The following is a 16,237-nucleotide window of genomic DNA, read 5'->3' on the forward strand; positions in this document are numbered from 1 at the left end:
TTTCGTTGCCGAAACTCGCCATCCTAGGGGCCGCGCACGAAGTGCGGGTGGCAATTAACGCTGTGTTCAAATCCACATCCTGAATATCGTTGACTGCATGCTTCTGGCTTTAAGGCTGTTACGGATGGCCCGAAGGCGCGCCGTTTTATACAAGAGCCAGAAAAGCATTCGGCGCTGTGTTCAACAGCGCCGTGTGTGATTACTTGATCAGGCCAACCCGCGAGAAATTCGGCAGGTGGCTGAGTTTCGGTTCGGGCCAGCTCATCCAGACTGCGAAGGCCTTGCCGACGATATTCTTGTCGGGAACCATGCCCAGCAGGTCTTTGGGAATACTTGGATCGTCCCAGTAGCGACTGTCGTTGGAGTTGTCGCGGTTGTCGCCCATCATGAAGTAGTGCCCGGCGGGCACCACCCAACGACCGTCAGGAGTGGCCCGATAGCGGCTCATTTCCTTGCGGATCAAGTGCTCGGCGGCACCGAGTTTCTCCTTGTACAGCTCGGCGCTGCCCAGGGTGCCGGGCTCGGCGCCAACCAACTGCTCGGCCACCGGCTGACCGTTGACGAACAGATGCTTGTCGCTGGTGTAGCGCACTTCGTCCCCTGGCAGGCCCACTACACGCTTGATGTAGTTGACGTTGGGATCGCTCGGGTAGCGGAACACCATCACGTCGCCGCGCTGCGGATCACCGACTTCGATGACCTTCTTGTCGATCACCGGCAAACGGATCCCGTAGGAAAACTTGTTCACCAGGATGAAGTCACCGACATCCAGGGTCGGTTTCATCGAGCCCGATGGAATCTGGAACGGTTCCACCAGGAACGAACGCAGCACCAGGACGATGAACAGCACCGGAAAGAACGACTTGCCGTATTCAACCAGCAGCGGTTCCTTGTTCAGCTTCTCGACCACCAGCCCATCCGGCTGGCTGACGCTGCCCTGATAGTTGGCGATGGCCGCGCGTCGACGCGGTGCGAGAAACACCAGATCGAGCAACGCCAAGAAACCGCATACGAAGACAGCGATGACCAGCAACAGCGGGAAATTTAGTGACATAGGACCTAACTATCCAACCTGAGCACGGCAAGGAAGGCTTCTTGTGGAATTTCCACGTTGCCCACTTGCTTCATGCGTTTCTTACCGGCCTTCTGCTTTTCCAACAGCTTGCGCTTACGGCTGACGTCGCCGCCGTAGCATTTGGCCAGTACGTTCTTTCTGAGGGCCTTGACGGTTGTCCGCGCCACAATCTGCCCGCCGATGGCGGCCTGGATTGCCACGTCAAACATCTGCCGAGGAATCAGATCTTTCATCTTCTCGGTCAACGCACGCCCTTTGTAGTGGGCGTTGTCACGGTGCACGATCAATGCCAGGGCATCGACCTTGTCGCCGTTGATCAATACATCCAGCTTGACCAGATTAGCTGACTGGTAGCGATCGAAGTGGTAATCCAGCGAGGCGTAGCCGCGGCTGGTGGACTTCAGACGATCGAAGAAATCCAGTACCACTTCGTTCATCGGCAGATCGTAGGTCACCTGGACCTGGCTACCCAGGAACAGCATGTCATGCTGCACACCGCGTTTCTCGATGCACAGGGTTATGACGTTGCCCAGGTGCTCTTGCGGCACAAGGATATTGGCCCGCACGATCGGCTCGCGCATGTCTTCGATGGACGACAGGTCCGGAAGCTTGGACGGGTTGTCGACGTAGATGGTTTCACCGGTCTTGAGCAGCAGCTCGAAGATCACCGTCGGCGCGGTGGTGATCAGGTCCAGGTCGTACTCGCGCTCCAGGCGCTCCTGGATGATCTCCATGTGCAGCATGCCGAGGAACCCGCAACGGAAGCCGAAGCCCAGGGCATCGGAGCTTTCCGGGGTGTACTGCAGCGACGAGTCGTTGAGGGTCAGCTTCTGCAACGCTTCGCGGAAATCCTCGAAGTCATCGGAACTGACCGGGAACAGGCCGGCATAGACCTGCGGCTGGATGCGCTTGAAGCCTGGCAGCACTTCCACGTCCGGGGTCGAACTCAGGGTCAGGGTGTCGCCCACCGGCGCGCCGTGAATGTCCTTGATGCCCGCGATGATGAAGCCCACTTCACCGGCCTTGAGGTCGGCGGTGGCGGTGTGTTTCGGGTTGAATACACCGACGCTGTCCACCAGGTGGATCTTGCCGGTGGACTTGACCAGGATCTTGTCGCCTTTCTTCACCCGGCCGTGACGCACACGCACCAGGGACACGACGCCCAGGTAGTTGTCGAACCAGGAGTCGATGATCAGCGCTTGCAGCGGGTCTTCGATATTGCCGGTCGGCGCCGGAATGGTGGTCACCAGGCGCTCGAGCACCTCGTCCACGCCCAGGCCGGTCTTGGCGCTGCAGGTCACGGCGTCAGTGGCATCGATGCCGATGATCTTCTCGATCTCTTCCTTGACCCGCTCCGGATCGGCCTGTGGCAGGTCGATCTTGTTCAGCACCGGCATCACTTCCAGGCCCTGCTCGATGGCGGTGTAGCAGTTGGCTACCGACTGGGCTTCAACGCCCTGGCCGGCATCCACCACCAGCAATGCACCTTCACAGGCCGCCAGGGAGCGACTGACTTCATAGGTGAAGTCCACGTGGCCCGGGGTATCGATGAAGTTCAGCTGGTAGGTAATGCCGTCGCGGGCTTTGTAATAGAGGGTGACGCTGTGGGCCTTGATGGTGATCCCGCGTTCACGCTCAAGGTCCATGGAATCCAGAACCTGGGCTTCCATTTCGCGCTCGGCCAGGCCGCCGCACATCTGGATGAAGCGATCGGCCAGAGTCGACTTGCCATGGTCAATGTGGGCGATGATGGAGAAATTGCGGATATGACTCAAATCACTCACGGATGAACACTCAAAAAGGCTGCAGGCATGGCCCGCCGAAAAATAGCCGGGAATTGTACCTGATACTCGGCACGAGCGTCACGCTCGCCTGTCAGCGTTTGTCAAATGCAAAAACACCCCGATCCAGAGACCGGGGCGTTGCGCTTGAAACCTGGCAGAACCGCGAAATCAACCGGCCCGGCGCAGCAGCCAGAAGCCCGCAATGGCGCAGATACCCGCCGGCACCAGCACCGCGAACAGCGGCGAGAAGCCGAAAACCAGGCTCGAAGGCCCCAGCAGATCCTGGGCGATGCGGAAAGTGAACCCCACCAGCACACCGGTGAACACGCGCTGCCCCAGGGTCACCGAACGCAGCGGGCCGAAGATGAAGGAAATCGCCATCAATACCAGGGCCGCCGTCACCAGGGGCTGCAGGACCTTGACCCAGAACGCCAGCCAGTAGCGACCGTTGTTCAGCCCCTGATCCGCCAGGTAATGGATGTAGCCCCACAGACCACTGATCGACAGGGACTCCGGCGCCATCACCACGGTGCTCAGCAGTTGCGGGCTCAAGGCCACGTCCCAACGCTCGTCGGGCACGCTGATGACTTCGGTGTGACCCTCACGGAAATAGGTGGTAGTGACATCCGTCAACTGCCAGTAGGTTTCGTGAAAACGCGCCTGACGAGCGAAACTCGACGACAGCATGTGGTGATTGTCATCGAAGTGGTAACGCGTCACGCCATACAGCAAGCCATTGGGCTGCACGGCGTTGATGTGGATGAACTCCTCGCCCTGACGGTGCCACAGGCCGTGCTTGGAACTCTGGGCATCGCCGGAACCCTGAGCCAGGGCACGACTGGCCTGGGCCTGAGTCTCGGTGGCCGGCGCCACGTACTCGCCCACCAGTACACCCACCAGCATCAGCACCAGCATCGGTTTCATCACCGCCCAGACGATCCGCCCGACGGAAACGCCGGCGGCACGCATGATGGTCAGCTCACTGTTGCTGGCCAAGGAGCCCAGGCCGATCAGGCAGCCGATCAGAGCCGCCATCGGCAGCATCTCGTACACCCGGCGCGGCGCGGTAAGGACGACGTAGCTCATCACGTCCATCACGGTGTAGGTATCGCTGACGCTGCCCATCTCATCGATGAAGGCAAACAGCGAGGCCAGCCCGAGGATGATCCCCAGGACCGCGAGAATGGCCATGAACACACTGCTACCGATGTAGCGATCGAGCTTAACCACGAGCCATCTCCTTCATGCTGCGACGACTCGCCATTTTCAACCGCATCGGTTCCCAGTACATCAAGCCCAGGCCAATGGCCAGGAACAGCAGGTGCACCCACCACAACCCCAGGGCGGGCGAGATCTTGCCTTTCTCCAGGGCACCGCGCACCGCGATCAGGATGGTCAGGTACGCCATGTACAGCAGAATGGCCGGGATCAGCTTGAGGAAGCGGCCCTGGCGCGGATTGACCCGGGACAGCGGCACCGCCATCAGGGTCACGATGAATACCAGCAACGGCAGGGACAGGCGCCATTGCAGCTCGGCACGGGCCCGCAGGTCATCCTTGCCGATCAGGTCGGCAGTGGGCATGGCATCGCGATCGGTGACCTCGTCGCTGACATCCGGACGCTCCAGCAGCACGCCGTAGGTGTCGTACTTGATCACCCGGTAGTTGGCCTCGCCCGGGTTGCCGTCATAGCGGTAGCCGTTTTCCAGGATCAGGTAACGATTGCCGTCGGGCCGGATGTCCTGATGGCCCTTCTCGGCCACCAGCACCGAGATGCCCTGGTCCTTCTTTTCCTGATTCAGGCGTTTTTCGGAGATGAACACCCCGGAAAGATTGGTCCGGTCTTCCGACAGCTGCTCGGTATAAGTCACCCGGCTGCCGTCGTTGAGCGCCTGAAAGCGACCGGCCACCAGGGTGTCGAACTCGGTCAGGGCATCCTGCTTGTTCAGCAGCAACTGGAACTGGTTGGCCCCCTGCGGCGCCAGGCTCAGGCTCAGCCACGCCACCACCAGCGCCACCAGGGCGGCCGGAATCATGGTCATGCCCAGCAGGCGCTGCTGGCTCATGCCGGTCGCGGACAACACGGTCATCTCGCTTTCGAGATAAAGCCGGCCATAAGCCAGAAGAATGCCGAGGAACAGCCCCAGAGGCAGGATCAGTTGCAGGAAGCCCGGCAAGCGAAAGCCCATGATCAGGAACAGCGAGCCCGGATCCAGGGCGCCCGAGGCGGCTTGCGCGAGGAACTTGACGAAGCGCCCGCTCATGATGATGACCAGCAGCACCGCACTCACGGCACTCAGGGTCAGCAGGATTTCGCGGGATAGATAACGAAAGACGATCAAACCAGACACTCCAGGGTTGTCAGGCTAAGGCGGCCGAACAAGCAAACGTATCGAGCGGCCCCAGAATGCAGGGCAGCCGAAAAAGATGGCGCATTATCCTGTGATTGCGCGCGCCTGTCACGGAGGATGCTCTCCCGGCGCTCTAAAGCGGCGAACTTGGCCGATACGAGGGTTGTCAGCCGCGACCGGCGAGGTTCAAACTGGCGGCTTTGTCGTCGCCGGCAGGCGACGCCTTCTTCTATATAGACAAGCCCCGCGCCGGAGTCTTTCCTGCGCTCTCAGACCATTCATTCAGGGACCCGGACATGGAACTGGTTGTAAAAAGCGTTAGCCCGGAAACGTTGAAGACCGCCACCCTGGTGGTCGCCATCGGCGAAGACCGCAAGCTCGGCAGCGTCGCCAAGCAACTCGACGAACTCAGCGGCGGCGCCATCAGCGCCGTGCTCAAGCGCGGCGACCTGACCGGCAAGGTCGGCCAGAGCCTGCTGCTGCACGGCGTGGCCAAGCTCAAGGCCGAGCGCGTGCTGCTGGTCGGCACCGGCAAGGATGGCGAACTGGGCGACCGCCCGTTCCGCAAGATCATCAGTGGCGTGCTCACCACCCTCAAGGGCCTGGGCGGCAGCGACGCCGTGCTGGCGCTGGACGAAGTCGTGGTCAAGGGCCGCGACAGCTACGGCAAGACCCGCCTGCTGGCGGAAACCCTGGTGGATGGCGGTTATGTCTTCGATCGCTACAAGAGCCAGAAAGCCGAACCCCGCGCCCTGAAAAGAATCACCCTGCTGACCATCAAGGCCGCCGAAGCCGAAGTCCAGCGCGGCGTGACCCACGCCCAGGCCATCGCCAACGGCATGGCCTTCACTCGCGACCTGGGCAACCTGCCGCCGAACGTCTGCCACCCGACCTTCCTCGGCGAGCAGGCCAAGGCCCTGGGCAAGGAATTCAAGGGCCTGAAAGTCGAAGTCCTCGACGAAAAGAAGATCAAGGAACTGGGCATGGGCTCGTTCTATGCCGTGGGCCAGGGCAGCGACCAGCCGCCACGCCTGATCGTCATGCAGTACAACGGCGGCAAGAAGTCCGAGAAGCCGTTCGCCCTGGTGGGCAAGGGCATCACCTTCGACACCGGTGGCATCAGCCTCAAGCCGGGCGCCGGCATGGACGAGATGAAGTACGACATGGGCGGCGCCGCCAGCGTGTTCGGCACCCTGCGTGCCGTGCTCGAGCTCAAGCTGCCGATCAACCTGGTGTGCATCCTCGCCTGCGCCGAGAACATGCCCAGCGGCGGTGCTTCCCGTCCTGGCGACATCGTCACCACCATGAGCGGCCAGACCGTGGAAATCCTCAACACCGACGCCGAAGGCCGCCTGGTGCTGTGTGACGCCCTGACCTACGCCGAACGCTTCAAGCCTCAAGCGGTGATCGACATCGCCACCCTCACCGGTGCCTGCATCGTCGCCTTGGGCGCCCATACTTCGGGCCTGCTGGGCAACAACGACGAACTGATCGAGCAACTGCTCAGCGCCGGCCGGCAAGCCGACGACCGCGCCTGGCAACTGCCGCTGTTCGACGAGTACCAGGAGCAACTGGACAGCCCGTTCGCCGACATCGCCAACATCGGCGGACCAAAGGCCGGCACCATCACCGCCGCCTGCTTCCTCTCGCGCTTCACCAAGAACCTGAACTGGGCGCACCTGGATATCGCCGGCACCGCCTGGACCAGCGGCGGCAAGGACAAGGGCGCCACCGGCCGTCCCGTCCCCCTGCTGACCCAATACCTGCTGGACCGCGCCAAAGCCTGAAAACCATGACCGAAAGAGGTCGCCGCCTGAAGGCGGCGCCCTCTGCGGCTCAGGAACCCCAATGACCAAAGTCGACTTCTATATCCTTCCCAGCGCGGACCCTGCGGCGCGCCTGGATTTTGCCTGCAAGCTCACCGACAAGGCCTGGCGCATGGGCCATCGCATCTACCTGCATTGCAGCGATGCCGCGCAGCGGGATGAGCTCGATGCCCGCCTGTGGCGCTTCAAGGGCGAAACCTTCGTCCCCCACGGCCCGGCGGAAAGCGAACCCGAAGGCTTGATCGTGCTCGGCCTGGGCCAGGACCCCGGTCAACACAACGACCTGCTGGTGAACCTGGACCTGAAAGTACCGGCCTTCGCCTCGCGTTTTGCCCGAATTGCCGAGGTGGTGGTGGAAGACCCGACTATTCGTCAGGCGGCCCGCGAGAGTTTCCGTTTCTATCGCGAACAGGGCTATCCTCTGCAAGATCACCGTTTACAGCGACTCTGAGCACCCGATGGACACTCCCAACCCGCTGCAAAAACCCGCGCACCTGCTGGATGACCTTGAGTCGATCCGGCAACTGCTCGGTGATGACAACCTGCAACCCCCGCTGCTGACCGAGACCGTGAGCAGTGAAGTGCAAATCCCCCTGCTGTTCGACATGGTGGGCAGCCAGCAACAAGCCGCAACCGACACCGCCCCCACCGCACCGGCCAAACCGCAACCTGCGCCGCCCCCGGCTCAAGTCACCGCACCCGCACCCGCTCAGGCCAAAGCTCCTGCGCCAGCTCCGGCAGCCAAACCTGTCGCCAGCAACAGTGCCGACGCCCTGCTGCACCTGGACACCGAGCTGCGCGCCGCCGCGCAATTGATCATGCAAGACGTGATCGACGACTTCGCCCCGCACATCGAAACCGAGATCAAGCGCCGCCTCGACGCCCGCCTGGAACGCCTGCTCGCAGCCGCCACCAGCGGCAAACCATAAGCCACACGCAAAAGCCGGGCATGGCCATCTTGTCGCTTGCCGCTGGTGGCTTGCTGCCGCCGCCCTCCGCTATACTTCCCGGCTTTTCCTGAATAAATGCCAATAGGGTCCCGCCGCGCATGGATAAGACCTACCAGCCGCACGCCATTGAAACTTCCTGGTACCAGACCTGGGAGTCAGAGAACTACTTCGCCCCGCAAGGCGCGGGCGACTCCTACACCATCATGATCCCGCCGCCGAACGTCACCGGCAGCCTGCACATGGGCCACGGTTTCAACAACGCGATCATGGACGCCCTGATCCGCTTCCGCCGCATGCAGGGTCGCAACACCCTGTGGCAGCCGGGCACCGACCACGCCGGTATCGCCACGCAGATGCTGGTGGAGCGCCAGATCGAAGCCCAGGGCCAGAATCGTCACGACCTGGGCCGGGAAAAATTCCTCGAAAAAGTCTGGGAATGGAAGGATCAGTCCGGGGGCAACATCAGCCGCCAGATCCGCCGCCTGGGCTCATCCGTGGACTGGAGCCGCGAGCGCTTCACCATGGACGACGGCCTCTCGGAGGCGGTCAAGGAAGCCTTCGTCCGTCTGCACGAAGACGGCCTGATCTACCGCGGCAAGCGCCTGGTCAACTGGGACACCAAGCTGCACACGGCGATTTCCGATCTGGAAGTGGAAAACCACGACGAGAAAGGCTTCCTGTGGAACCTCAAGTACCCGCTGGCCGACGGCGCCAAGACCGCTGAAGGCAACGACTACCTGATCGTCGCCACCACCCGTCCGGAAACCATGCTCGGCGACTCCGCCGTCGCGGTGAACCCCGAAGACGAGCGCTACAAGGCCCTGATCGGCCAGTTCGTCGAACTACCCTTGGTCGGCCGGCGCATCCCGATCATCGCCGATGACTACTGCGACCCCGAATTCGGCACCGGCTGCGTGAAAATCACCCCGGCCCACGATTTCAACGACTATGAAGTCGGCAAGCGCCACAACCTGCCGCTGCTGAACATCTTCGACAAGAACGCCGCTGTGTTGCCGGCCTGCCAGGTGTTCAACCTGGACGGCAGTCTCAACGAAAGCATCGACGGCAAGATCCCGGCCGAATACGTGGGCCTGGACCGCTTCGAAGCGCGCAAGCAGATCGTCGCCGCCTTCGACGCCGCCGGCCTGCTGGTCAGCGTCGACGACCACGCCCTGAAAGTGCCGAAGGGCGACCGCTCCGGCACCGTGATCGAGCCGTGGCTCACCGACCAGTGGTACGTCTCCACCAAGCCGCTGGCCGAGCCGGCCATTGCTGCCGTGGAAGACGGCCGTATCGCCTTCGTGCCCAAGCAGTACGAGAACATGTACTTCTCCTGGATGCGCGACATTCAGGACTGGTGCATCAGCCGCCAGCTGTGGTGGGGCCACCGCATTCCGGCCTGGTACGACGAGTCGGGCAAGGTCTATGTCGGTCGCGACGAAGCCGAAGTCCGCGCCAAGCACAACCTCGGCCCGGACGTTGCCCTGCAGCAGGACAACGACGTGCTCGACACCTGGTTCAGCTCGGGCCTGTGGACCTTCTCCACCCTGGGCTGGCCGGAGCAGACCGAGTTCCTCAAGACCTTCCACCCCACCGACGTGCTGGTCACCGGCTTCGACATCATTTTCTTCTGGGTCGCCCGGATGATCATGCTCACCATGCACCTGGTGAAGAACGAAGACGGCACGCCGCAGGTTCCGTTCAAGACCGTGTACGTGCACGGCCTGGTCCGCGACGGCCAAGGCCAGAAGATGTCCAAGTCCAAGGGCAACGTCCTCGACCCGCTGGACATCATTGACGGCATCGACCTGGAAACCCTGGTGCAGAAGCGCACCACCGGCCTGATGCAGCCCAAGCTGCAGAAAGCCATCGAGAAGCAGACCCGCGCCGAATTCGCCGACGGCATCGCCAGCTACGGCACCGACGCCCTGCGCTTCACCTTCTGCTCCCTGGCCACCACCGGTCGCGACATCAAGTTCGACATGGGCCGCGTCGAGGGTTACCGCAACTTCTGCAACAAGATCTGGAACGCCGCGCGCTACGTACTGGACAAGGGCGAGGACTGCGGCCAGAACGGCGAGGCTTACGAGCTGTCCCTGGCGGACCGCTGGATCATCTCGCAACTGCAGCGCACCGAAGCCGAAGTCACCCGCCAGCTCGACCAGTTCCGTTTCGACCTGGCCGCCCAGGCCCTGTACGAGTTCATCTGGAACCAGTACTGCGACTGGTACCTGGAGCTGTCCAAGCCGGTGCTGTGGGACGAGAACTCGCCGGTTGAACGCCAGCGCGGCACCCGTCGCACCCTGGTGCGCGTGCTGGAAGTAGCCCTGCGCCTGGCCCATCCGTTCATGCCGTTCATCACCGAAGAAATCTGGCAGCGCCTGGCGCCGCTGGCGGGCGCGGAAGGCAAGACAATCATGCTGCAACCCTGGCCTGTGGCTAACGAAGCCCGCATCGACCAGGCCGCCGAAGACGACATCGAGTGGCTCAAGGGCCTGATGCTCGGCACCCGCAACATTCGCGCGGAAATGAACATCGGCCCGGGCAAGCCCCTGGCCCTGTTCCTGAAGAACGCCGGTGCCGAAGACCTGCGGCGCCTGACCGAGAACGAAGCCTTGCTGAAGAAGCTGGCCAAGCTCGAATCCATCACCGTACTGGGCGCCGGCGACGAAGCTCCGCTGTCCGCCACCGCCCTGGTGGGCGAGATGGAAGTGCTGGTGCCCATGGCCGGCCTGATCGACAAGGGTGCGGAACTGGCTCGTCTGGACAAGGAAATCCAGCGCCTGCAAGGCGAAGTGCAGCGCGTGGGCGGCAAGCTGTCCAACGCCGCCTTCGTCGACAAGGCACCGGCCGAAGTGATCGAGAAGGAACGCGCCAAACTGGCCGAGGCCGAACAGGCCCTGGGCAAGCTGGCGGAACAGCACGCACGGATTTCCAGCCTGTAACGGCGATTCGCGCGATGTGAAAGAGGGAGGCCGGCAACGGCCTCCCTTTTTTATGCGCGTTGTCTCATGCGCCAAGGAGATACGCGCCCATCACTTGTCGCTCACCGCTTGAAACTTACCGCTGCTCCTGTGTGACAATGCCCGCCACTTTGAACCAGCCCCGAATCGATCCCCAATGACCGCCCCCAACACCCCCAAGCCTGCGCGCAAAAAGCCCAAGCCCGCCGCCCCAAAAATCACCGCGCCCCGGGAAAAGGCCAGCCTGCATCCGCGCAATCGTCACCAGGGGCGTTACGACTTCCCGCAACTGATCAAGAGCACCCCGGAACTGGGGCAGTTCGTGATCCTCAATCCCTACGGCAAGGAAAGCATCGACTTCGCCGACCCGGCAGCCGTGCGAGTGTTCAACCGTGCCCTGCTCAAGGCCTTCTATGGCATTGCCCACTGGGACATTCCGGCGGACTTCCTGTGCCCGCCGGTACCCGGTCGCGCCGACTACGTGCATTTCCTCGCCGACCTGCTGGCCAGCCACAACCAGGGTGAAATCCCTCGGGGCGCGGCGGTACGGGTGCTGGACGTCGGGGTCGGCGCCAACTGCATCTACCCGCTGATCGGCTACAGCGACTACCGCTGGCAGTTCCTCGGTTCGGACATCGACAGCACCGCCCTGGCCGCGGCCAAGGCCATTGTCCAGGCCAACGGCTTGAACAAGGCCATCAGCCTGCGCCAGCAGGGCAACCCCAAGCAGATCCTCAGCGGCCTGCTGGAAAGCACCGAGCGTTTCGACCTGACCATGTGCAATCCACCCTTTCACGCCTCCCTGGATGAGGCCACCCGCGGCAGCCAGCGCAAATGGCGAGCCCTGGGCAAGGCCGATCCCAAGCGCAAGCTGCCGGTGCTGAACTTTGGCGGCCAGGCCCGGGAACTGTGGTGCGAAGGTGGGGAAATTCGCTTTGTCAGCCAGTTGATCAGCGAGAGCGCCGGCGTCGGCCAGCAAGTGCTGTGGTTCAGCACCCTGGTGTCAAAGGCCTCGAACCTGCCGGCGATTGAAAGCGCACTGAAAAAGGCCGGCGCCCTGGAAAGCCAGGTGGTGGAGATGTCCCAGGGACAGAAACAGAGCCGCTTCGTCGCCTGGACCTTCAAGGACAAGGCACAGCAACAGGCCTGGAGTCAGGAACGTTGGGTTAGGAAGAGCTAGAGAGGCGGGGGATTCAAAGACGATTCACCTTGCGTGAATCGGTGTCACACAAACCGTGCCCGGAGAACTTCTGAGCACGGTTTCACTGCAAGTCTTACTTGTTAACAGCGTCGGTCAGGCCTTTAGCCACAACCAGCTTGATAACTTTCTTGGCAGCGATTTCGATGGCAGCGCCAGTCGATGGGTTACGGCCAGTACGGGCAGGACGCTCGGTCACTTTCAGCTTGCCGATACCTGGCAGAGTGATTTCGCCGCCATTTTCCAACTGATCAGCAACGATCTGGGCCAGTTGGTCCAGAGCGTTACGCGCGGTGGTTTTCGGCGCGTCGATAGCTTCAGCGATATCAGCGATCAGTTGGTCTTTAGTAATAGCCATTGTGGTGTTCCTTCCCTATCAAATTCATTTGGATTGCAGAGTGCAGTGTCAGCCATCGAGCCAGATCTTGTGAATCTGGCACCCCGGTTACAACCACGACAGATCGGGGTTATAGATACCGAAATCAGGGTTTGGTTCGACCCGACAAATGCTGAATGCACGCTTAACGCTGAGACATCGCGTAAGACGGGGCAAAACTAGCACACAGACGGGGAAATATCCGCCTCTACCTAGCCATTTGGTCAGCTTTATTGCTCTAAATCGGTAAAAAAATGCATAAGCGTTACCGACCAGCCGTTCATCGCCCGGCAAACCGCGCCCGAACCCTCGGCTGCGGTACACTGGGCACTTTTTCGGGGAGCCCGCCCTCCCCCTTCAATCAGCCGAGAAGCCCATGCCGATCCGTCATTGCATCGTCCACCTGATCGACAAAAAACCCGACGGCAGCCCCGCAGTTCTGCATGCCCGAGACTCCGAACTGGCAGAGTCCGCGGCCATCGAGAACATGCTCGCCGACCTCAATGAAAGCTATAACGCCAAACAGGGCAAAGCCTGGGGCCTGTTCCATCCCGAGTCCGGCGCTTTCCCCTTCAGCGGCTGGCTGAAGGAGTACCTGGACGGCGGCCAGGACTTCACCGCGTTCAGCCGGGTGGCGGTGGAACACCTGCAGAAGCTGATGGAGGAATCCAACCTGTCAGTGGGTGGCCACGTGCTGTTTGCTCATTACCAACAGGGCATGACCGACTACCTGGCCATCGCCCTGCTGCACCACAGCGAAGGCGTGGCCGTGACCGACGAGCTGGACGTGACGCCGTCGCGCCACCTGGACCTGGGCCAGTTGCACCTGGCGGCGCGGATCAACATCTCCGAGTGGCAGAACAACAAGCAGTCCAAGCAGTACATCTCCTTTATCAAGGGCAAGAACGGCAAGAAGGTCTCGGAGTATTTCCGCGACTTCATCGGCTGCCAGGAAGGCGTCGACGGCCCGGGCGAAACCCGCACCCTGCTCAAGGCCTTCAGCGACTTCGTCGAAAGCGAGGATCTGCCGGAAGAGTCGGCCCGGGAAAAGACCAAGACCCTGGTGGACTACGCCAGCAGCCAGGCCAAGCTCGGCGAGCCCATGGGCCTGGAGGAGCTCTCGGAACTGATCGACGAAGACCGTCCCAAGGCCTTCTACGATCACATCCGCAACAAGGATTACGGCCTGTCACCGGAAATTCCTGCGGATAAACGCACCCTCAACCAGTTCCGCCGCTTCACCGGTCGCGCCGAGGGCCTGTCCATCAGCTTCGAAGCCCACCTGCTGGGCTCGAAGATCGAGTACGACGAAGAAGCCGGGACCCTGATCATCAAGGGCCTGCCGACCCAGCTGACCGACCAGCTCAAGCGCCGCAACTGATGCTCCAGGGGGTATTGAAGAAGTTCTTGCTGATCCTGCTGGTGGTGGTGATCTATCAGCACTGGGGCAAGATCGAGCGCCTGTTCAACCCTTCGGCGGTGGTCAGCGAAGAGATCCGCAGCCAGGCCCGGGTGGTGCTGTACGCCACCGACTGGTGCGGCTACTGCAAGGCCACCCGGCGCTTTCTCGATCAGAAGGGCATTCCCTACCGCGAGTTCGACATCGAGAAAGATGCCGAGGCGCGCAAGGCCTACACCGCTCTGGGTGGTGCCGGGATTCCGATTCTGGATGTGAATGGAACCCTGCTCCGCACCTATGATCCCAATGCCATCATGGCGGCGCTGCAACCGTAGGCACCGGCAAGCCAGCGCCTACAGGTGTGGATCACTGCGCCTGGATACGGAAACCCAACCGCGGGAAGTGCACGTGCACCACGCCGGCACGCGAATCTTCGCGACGCAGGATCAATTCTTCAGTGCCGGCAAACAGCAACTCGCCCGCCACCGGATCAACACCATAGTCAGTGGCGGCAATCACCACCTGCTGGCCCGCCTTGAAGCCGTTGGGATCGACAAACCGCTCATCCGGCAGTGGCGCCGGGGTAGCGCTGCGCGAGACCTCTAGGGCCTCTTCGGCGCTCATCTCGGTGAAGGAGCCGTGACCAAAGCCCAGCACCCGCGCCAACCAGGCGGATACCGCCGGATACTCGTCCACCAGCGGTGCGGTCACCGGCGTGCCCTTGAGGAACCACAGCGGGTGAGCCAGGGCGATATCGGCAATCGACGGCTCGCCAAACAGGAAGTCCCCCCGCTCGCGCTGCAGCTGCTGCTCCAGACGCGCCATGAGGGTCGGCCACTGATGCTTGGCCACGTCCAGGGGCAGACGGCTGGCGCTGCCGCCACTGAACAGCCCGGCGCGGTCGGCCATGAAGGCCTTGACCGCTTCCGGCGGCAGCTTGCCAAAGCGCACGGCCGCCGATTCGGGCTGGAACACCAGGGTCACCGCATGCTGGAACACCACCGAGTCGACCCAGGCGGCGAAAGTCGCGCTGATCATTTCCTGGCCTTCGGGGAACAGCGCCGGCGAGGTTTTTTCCTGCTCCAGGCGCCGGGCGATCAAGGCCGTGTCGCAATAGATATCCGCGCCGACCTGCAACACCGGGGTCTTGCGATAGCCACCGGTCAGGGCCGTGAGATCAGGTTTGGGCATGACCGGGGAGATCTTCACGGAGCGCCAGGACAGGCCCTTGAAACCCAGGAGCAAGCGGGCTTTTTCCGCGAAGGGAGAAGTCGGGTAATGGTGCAGGATCAACTCTGACATGCTGGGGTCCGCCACAAGAGGGAGAGCGCTGAAGCTTAGCGCGCAATCCGTGGACGGCCTACAGATGCAACTGATGAGAACCTATCAGTCAGATTGATGCCGCGGCGCTGGCCGAAGCCACCAGGCATTCCTTGGCGCTCTTCCTGAGTTTCTTGATCAGCCGCTCCTGGCGCAGGGCCTCGCTCTTGTCTCGGCAGGCTTCGGTGTAGACCAGGGCCACCGCCGGGCTGGAGAGAAAGAAACGCGCGCCCTTGCCGCTCTGGTGCTTGGCGAAGCGCTTTACCGGGTCATCGCTGATGCCGCAGTACAGAGCGCCGTTGGCCGCACGCACCAGGTACACAAACCAGGGTTTGCTGGCCGGCGCGGCCAGGTCGGCGGCAATCACGGGGGATGGATCGGGGCTGCTCACAAAAACCATCGGGGCCTGTGGATAACAAGCCGCGATCTTAGCAGAGGATGGCGTTCAGCGACCGCTCTGGAAGGCCTTGAGGCCTTTGCGGGCCTGGGCGCGAACGGCATTCCTCAGCAGCGGCGTCCAGCCCAGCAACAGGCCCTTGGCCCCCAGGGCCTGACGCGCCCAGCGCCACAGGTCGAAATGATCGTGGTGCTCGCAGATCTTGCCGTCGCGAAACACGAAGCGCGCCTGAATGTCATTGACCACGGTGTTGCCGGTCTGGCTGAACAGGTAGGTGGCGACCCAGTGCGCACCACCCGAGCGCTCGTCGACACGCACCTGATCGAAGGTCAGGGAAAAGTCCTTGGCCCGGGACGTGAGCATGCGCCACATGTCACCGGCGTCACGTCCGCGCAATTCGCCGAAGGCCGGATCACTGAATACGATGTCCTCGGTGTAGCAGGCGCTCATGGCCTCGGCATCGAGCCGCTGGAAGGCCTGGTAGAACTCGGTAATCAGGGCGCGATGGGCATCACTCATGAACGGACTCCGAAAGGGTAAGGGGGATGCAGCACAATAATCCGCAACCCCGGCGAACACTATCGGCATTTGCCAGGCAA

Annotated in this window: 15 protein-coding genes; 7 read left to right on the forward strand and 8 right to left on the reverse strand. The window is 62.1% G+C overall.

Going from position 1 to position 16,237, the window contains the following annotated elements:
* Positions 1-199: 199 nt before the first annotated feature.
* From lepB to lptF, 4 genes are all read right to left on the reverse strand, one after another.
* The gene (lepB, locus tag GGI48_RS09465) at positions 200-1,054 is read right to left on the reverse strand and encodes a signal peptidase I (protein ID WP_016967828.1); all 855 of its coding nucleotides are present in this window, start codon (positions 1,052-1,054) and stop codon (positions 200-202) included.
* A 5-nt stretch (positions 1,055-1,059) separates the two neighbouring features.
* Complete coding sequence (lepA, locus tag GGI48_RS09470) at positions 1,060-2,859, reverse strand: translation elongation factor 4 (protein WP_047301924.1); 1,800 nt, start codon at positions 2,857-2,859, stop codon at positions 1,060-1,062.
* A 168-nt stretch (positions 2,860-3,027) separates the two neighbouring features.
* The gene (gene lptG, locus GGI48_RS09475) at positions 3,028-4,089 is read right to left on the reverse strand and encodes an LPS export ABC transporter permease LptG (protein WP_016967821.1); all 1,062 of its coding nucleotides are present in this window, start codon (positions 4,087-4,089) and stop codon (positions 3,028-3,030) included.
* Positions 4,082-5,200, reverse strand: a complete 1,119-nt coding sequence (gene lptF / locus GGI48_RS09480; RefSeq protein WP_016967820.1) for an LPS export ABC transporter permease LptF — start codon at positions 5,198-5,200, stop codon at positions 4,082-4,084. Before lptF ends, lptG begins: the two co-directional genes overlap by 8 nt.
* A gap of 305 nt (positions 5,201-5,505) precedes the next feature.
* On the opposite strand from lptF, the gene GGI48_RS09485 reads away from it, so the two are divergent.
* The 5 genes from GGI48_RS09485 (at position 5,506) to rlmF (ending at position 12,128) form a co-directional block, all read left to right on the forward strand.
* On the forward strand, positions 5,506-6,996 hold the full coding sequence (locus GGI48_RS09485) for a leucyl aminopeptidase (RefSeq protein WP_179597979.1): 1,491 nt from the start codon (positions 5,506-5,508) through the stop codon (positions 6,994-6,996).
* A 61-nt stretch (positions 6,997-7,057) separates the two neighbouring features.
* Positions 7,058-7,486, forward strand: coding sequence for a DNA polymerase III subunit chi (locus tag GGI48_RS09490; RefSeq protein WP_047301921.1), 429 nt, complete (start codon positions 7,058-7,060; stop codon positions 7,484-7,486).
* A 7-nt stretch (positions 7,487-7,493) separates the two neighbouring features.
* Complete coding sequence (locus GGI48_RS09495; RefSeq protein ID WP_047301918.1) at positions 7,494-7,964, forward strand: hypothetical protein; 471 nt, start codon at positions 7,494-7,496, stop codon at positions 7,962-7,964.
* A gap of 119 nt (positions 7,965-8,083) precedes the next feature.
* The gene (locus GGI48_RS09500; protein WP_179597981.1) at positions 8,084-10,930 is read left to right on the forward strand and encodes a valine--tRNA ligase; all 2,847 of its coding nucleotides are present in this window, start codon (positions 8,084-8,086) and stop codon (positions 10,928-10,930) included.
* 175 nt (positions 10,931-11,105) lie between these two features.
* Positions 11,106-12,128 carry a 23S rRNA (adenine(1618)-N(6))-methyltransferase RlmF gene (rlmF, locus tag GGI48_RS09505; RefSeq protein WP_179597983.1) on the forward strand — a complete coding sequence of 341 codons (1,023 nt, stop codon included), beginning with the start codon at positions 11,106-11,108 and terminating at the stop codon, positions 12,126-12,128.
* Between the two features lie 94 nt (positions 12,129-12,222).
* Here the strand turns inward: rlmF and GGI48_RS09510 are convergent, their stop codons facing one another.
* Positions 12,223-12,504 carry an HU family DNA-binding protein gene (locus GGI48_RS09510; RefSeq protein ID WP_003440137.1) on the reverse strand — a complete coding sequence of 94 codons (282 nt, stop codon included), beginning with the start codon at positions 12,502-12,504 and terminating at the stop codon, positions 12,223-12,225.
* Between the two features lie 394 nt (positions 12,505-12,898).
* Here GGI48_RS09510 and yejK point away from each other — a divergent pair, with 394 nt between their 5' ends.
* Both yejK and GGI48_RS09520 read left to right on the forward strand, forming a co-directional pair.
* Entirely contained in the window at positions 12,899-13,903 is a 1,005-nt protein-coding gene (yejK, locus tag GGI48_RS09515; RefSeq protein ID WP_016965188.1) for a nucleoid-associated protein YejK, read from the forward strand.
* Positions 13,903-14,256, forward strand: coding sequence for a glutaredoxin family protein (locus tag GGI48_RS09520; protein ID WP_047301914.1), 354 nt, complete (start codon positions 13,903-13,905; stop codon positions 14,254-14,256). Before yejK ends, GGI48_RS09520 begins: the two co-directional genes overlap by 1 nt.
* A 31-nt stretch (positions 14,257-14,287) precedes the next feature.
* Here the strand turns inward: GGI48_RS09520 and GGI48_RS09525 are convergent, their stop codons facing one another.
* From GGI48_RS09525 to GGI48_RS09535, 3 genes are all read right to left on the reverse strand, one after another.
* A complete protein-coding gene (locus GGI48_RS09525) occupies positions 14,288-15,223 on the reverse strand; it encodes a glutathione S-transferase family protein (RefSeq protein ID WP_179597985.1) in 936 nt (311 codons plus the stop codon).
* Between the two features lie 88 nt (positions 15,224-15,311).
* Positions 15,312-15,632 (reverse strand): GIY-YIG nuclease family protein, encoded by a 321-nt coding sequence (locus tag GGI48_RS09530; RefSeq protein ID WP_103741072.1) that lies wholly within the window; start codon positions 15,630-15,632, stop codon positions 15,312-15,314.
* A gap of 54 nt (positions 15,633-15,686) precedes the next feature.
* The gene (locus GGI48_RS09535) at positions 15,687-16,157 is read right to left on the reverse strand and encodes a nuclear transport factor 2 family protein (protein ID WP_179597987.1); all 471 of its coding nucleotides are present in this window, start codon (positions 16,155-16,157) and stop codon (positions 15,687-15,689) included.
* Positions 16,158-16,237 lie beyond the last annotated feature (80 nt).

The sequence above is a fragment of the Pseudomonas protegens genome, from assembly GCF_013407925.2.
In the GTDB taxonomy this organism is placed as follows: domain Bacteria; phylum Pseudomonadota; class Gammaproteobacteria; order Pseudomonadales; family Pseudomonadaceae; genus Aquipseudomonas; species Aquipseudomonas fluorescens_AP.

Bases quoted from the DNA above. Each gene is read 5' to 3' on its own strand.
- lepB (WP_016967828.1), bottom strand. From the start codon at position 1,054: ATGTCACTAAATTTCCCGCTGTTGCTGGTCATCGCTGTCTTCGTATGC.
- GGI48_RS09485 (WP_179597979.1), top strand. From the start codon at position 5,506: ATGGAACTGGTTGTAAAAAGCGTTAGCCCGGAAACGTTGAAGACCGCC.
- GGI48_RS09490 (WP_047301921.1), top strand. From the start codon at position 7,058: ATGACCAAAGTCGACTTCTATATCCTTCCCAGCGCGGACCCTGCGGCG.
- GGI48_RS09495 (WP_047301918.1), top strand. From the start codon at position 7,494: ATGGACACTCCCAACCCGCTGCAAAAACCCGCGCACCTGCTGGATGAC.
- GGI48_RS09500 (WP_179597981.1), top strand. From the start codon at position 8,084: ATGGATAAGACCTACCAGCCGCACGCCATTGAAACTTCCTGGTACCAG.
- rlmF (WP_179597983.1), top strand. From the start codon at position 11,106: ATGACCGCCCCCAACACCCCCAAGCCTGCGCGCAAAAAGCCCAAGCCC.
- GGI48_RS09510 (WP_003440137.1), bottom strand. From the start codon at position 12,504: ATGGCTATTACTAAAGACCAACTGATCGCTGATATCGCTGAAGCTATC.
- yejK (WP_016965188.1), top strand. From the start codon at position 12,899: ATGCCGATCCGTCATTGCATCGTCCACCTGATCGACAAAAAACCCGAC.
- GGI48_RS09520 (WP_047301914.1), top strand. From the start codon at position 13,903: ATGCTCCAGGGGGTATTGAAGAAGTTCTTGCTGATCCTGCTGGTGGTG.
- GGI48_RS09525 (WP_179597985.1), bottom strand. From the start codon at position 15,223: ATGTCAGAGTTGATCCTGCACCATTACCCGACTTCTCCCTTCGCGGAA.
- GGI48_RS09535 (WP_179597987.1), bottom strand. From the start codon at position 16,157: ATGAGTGATGCCCATCGCGCCCTGATTACCGAGTTCTACCAGGCCTTC.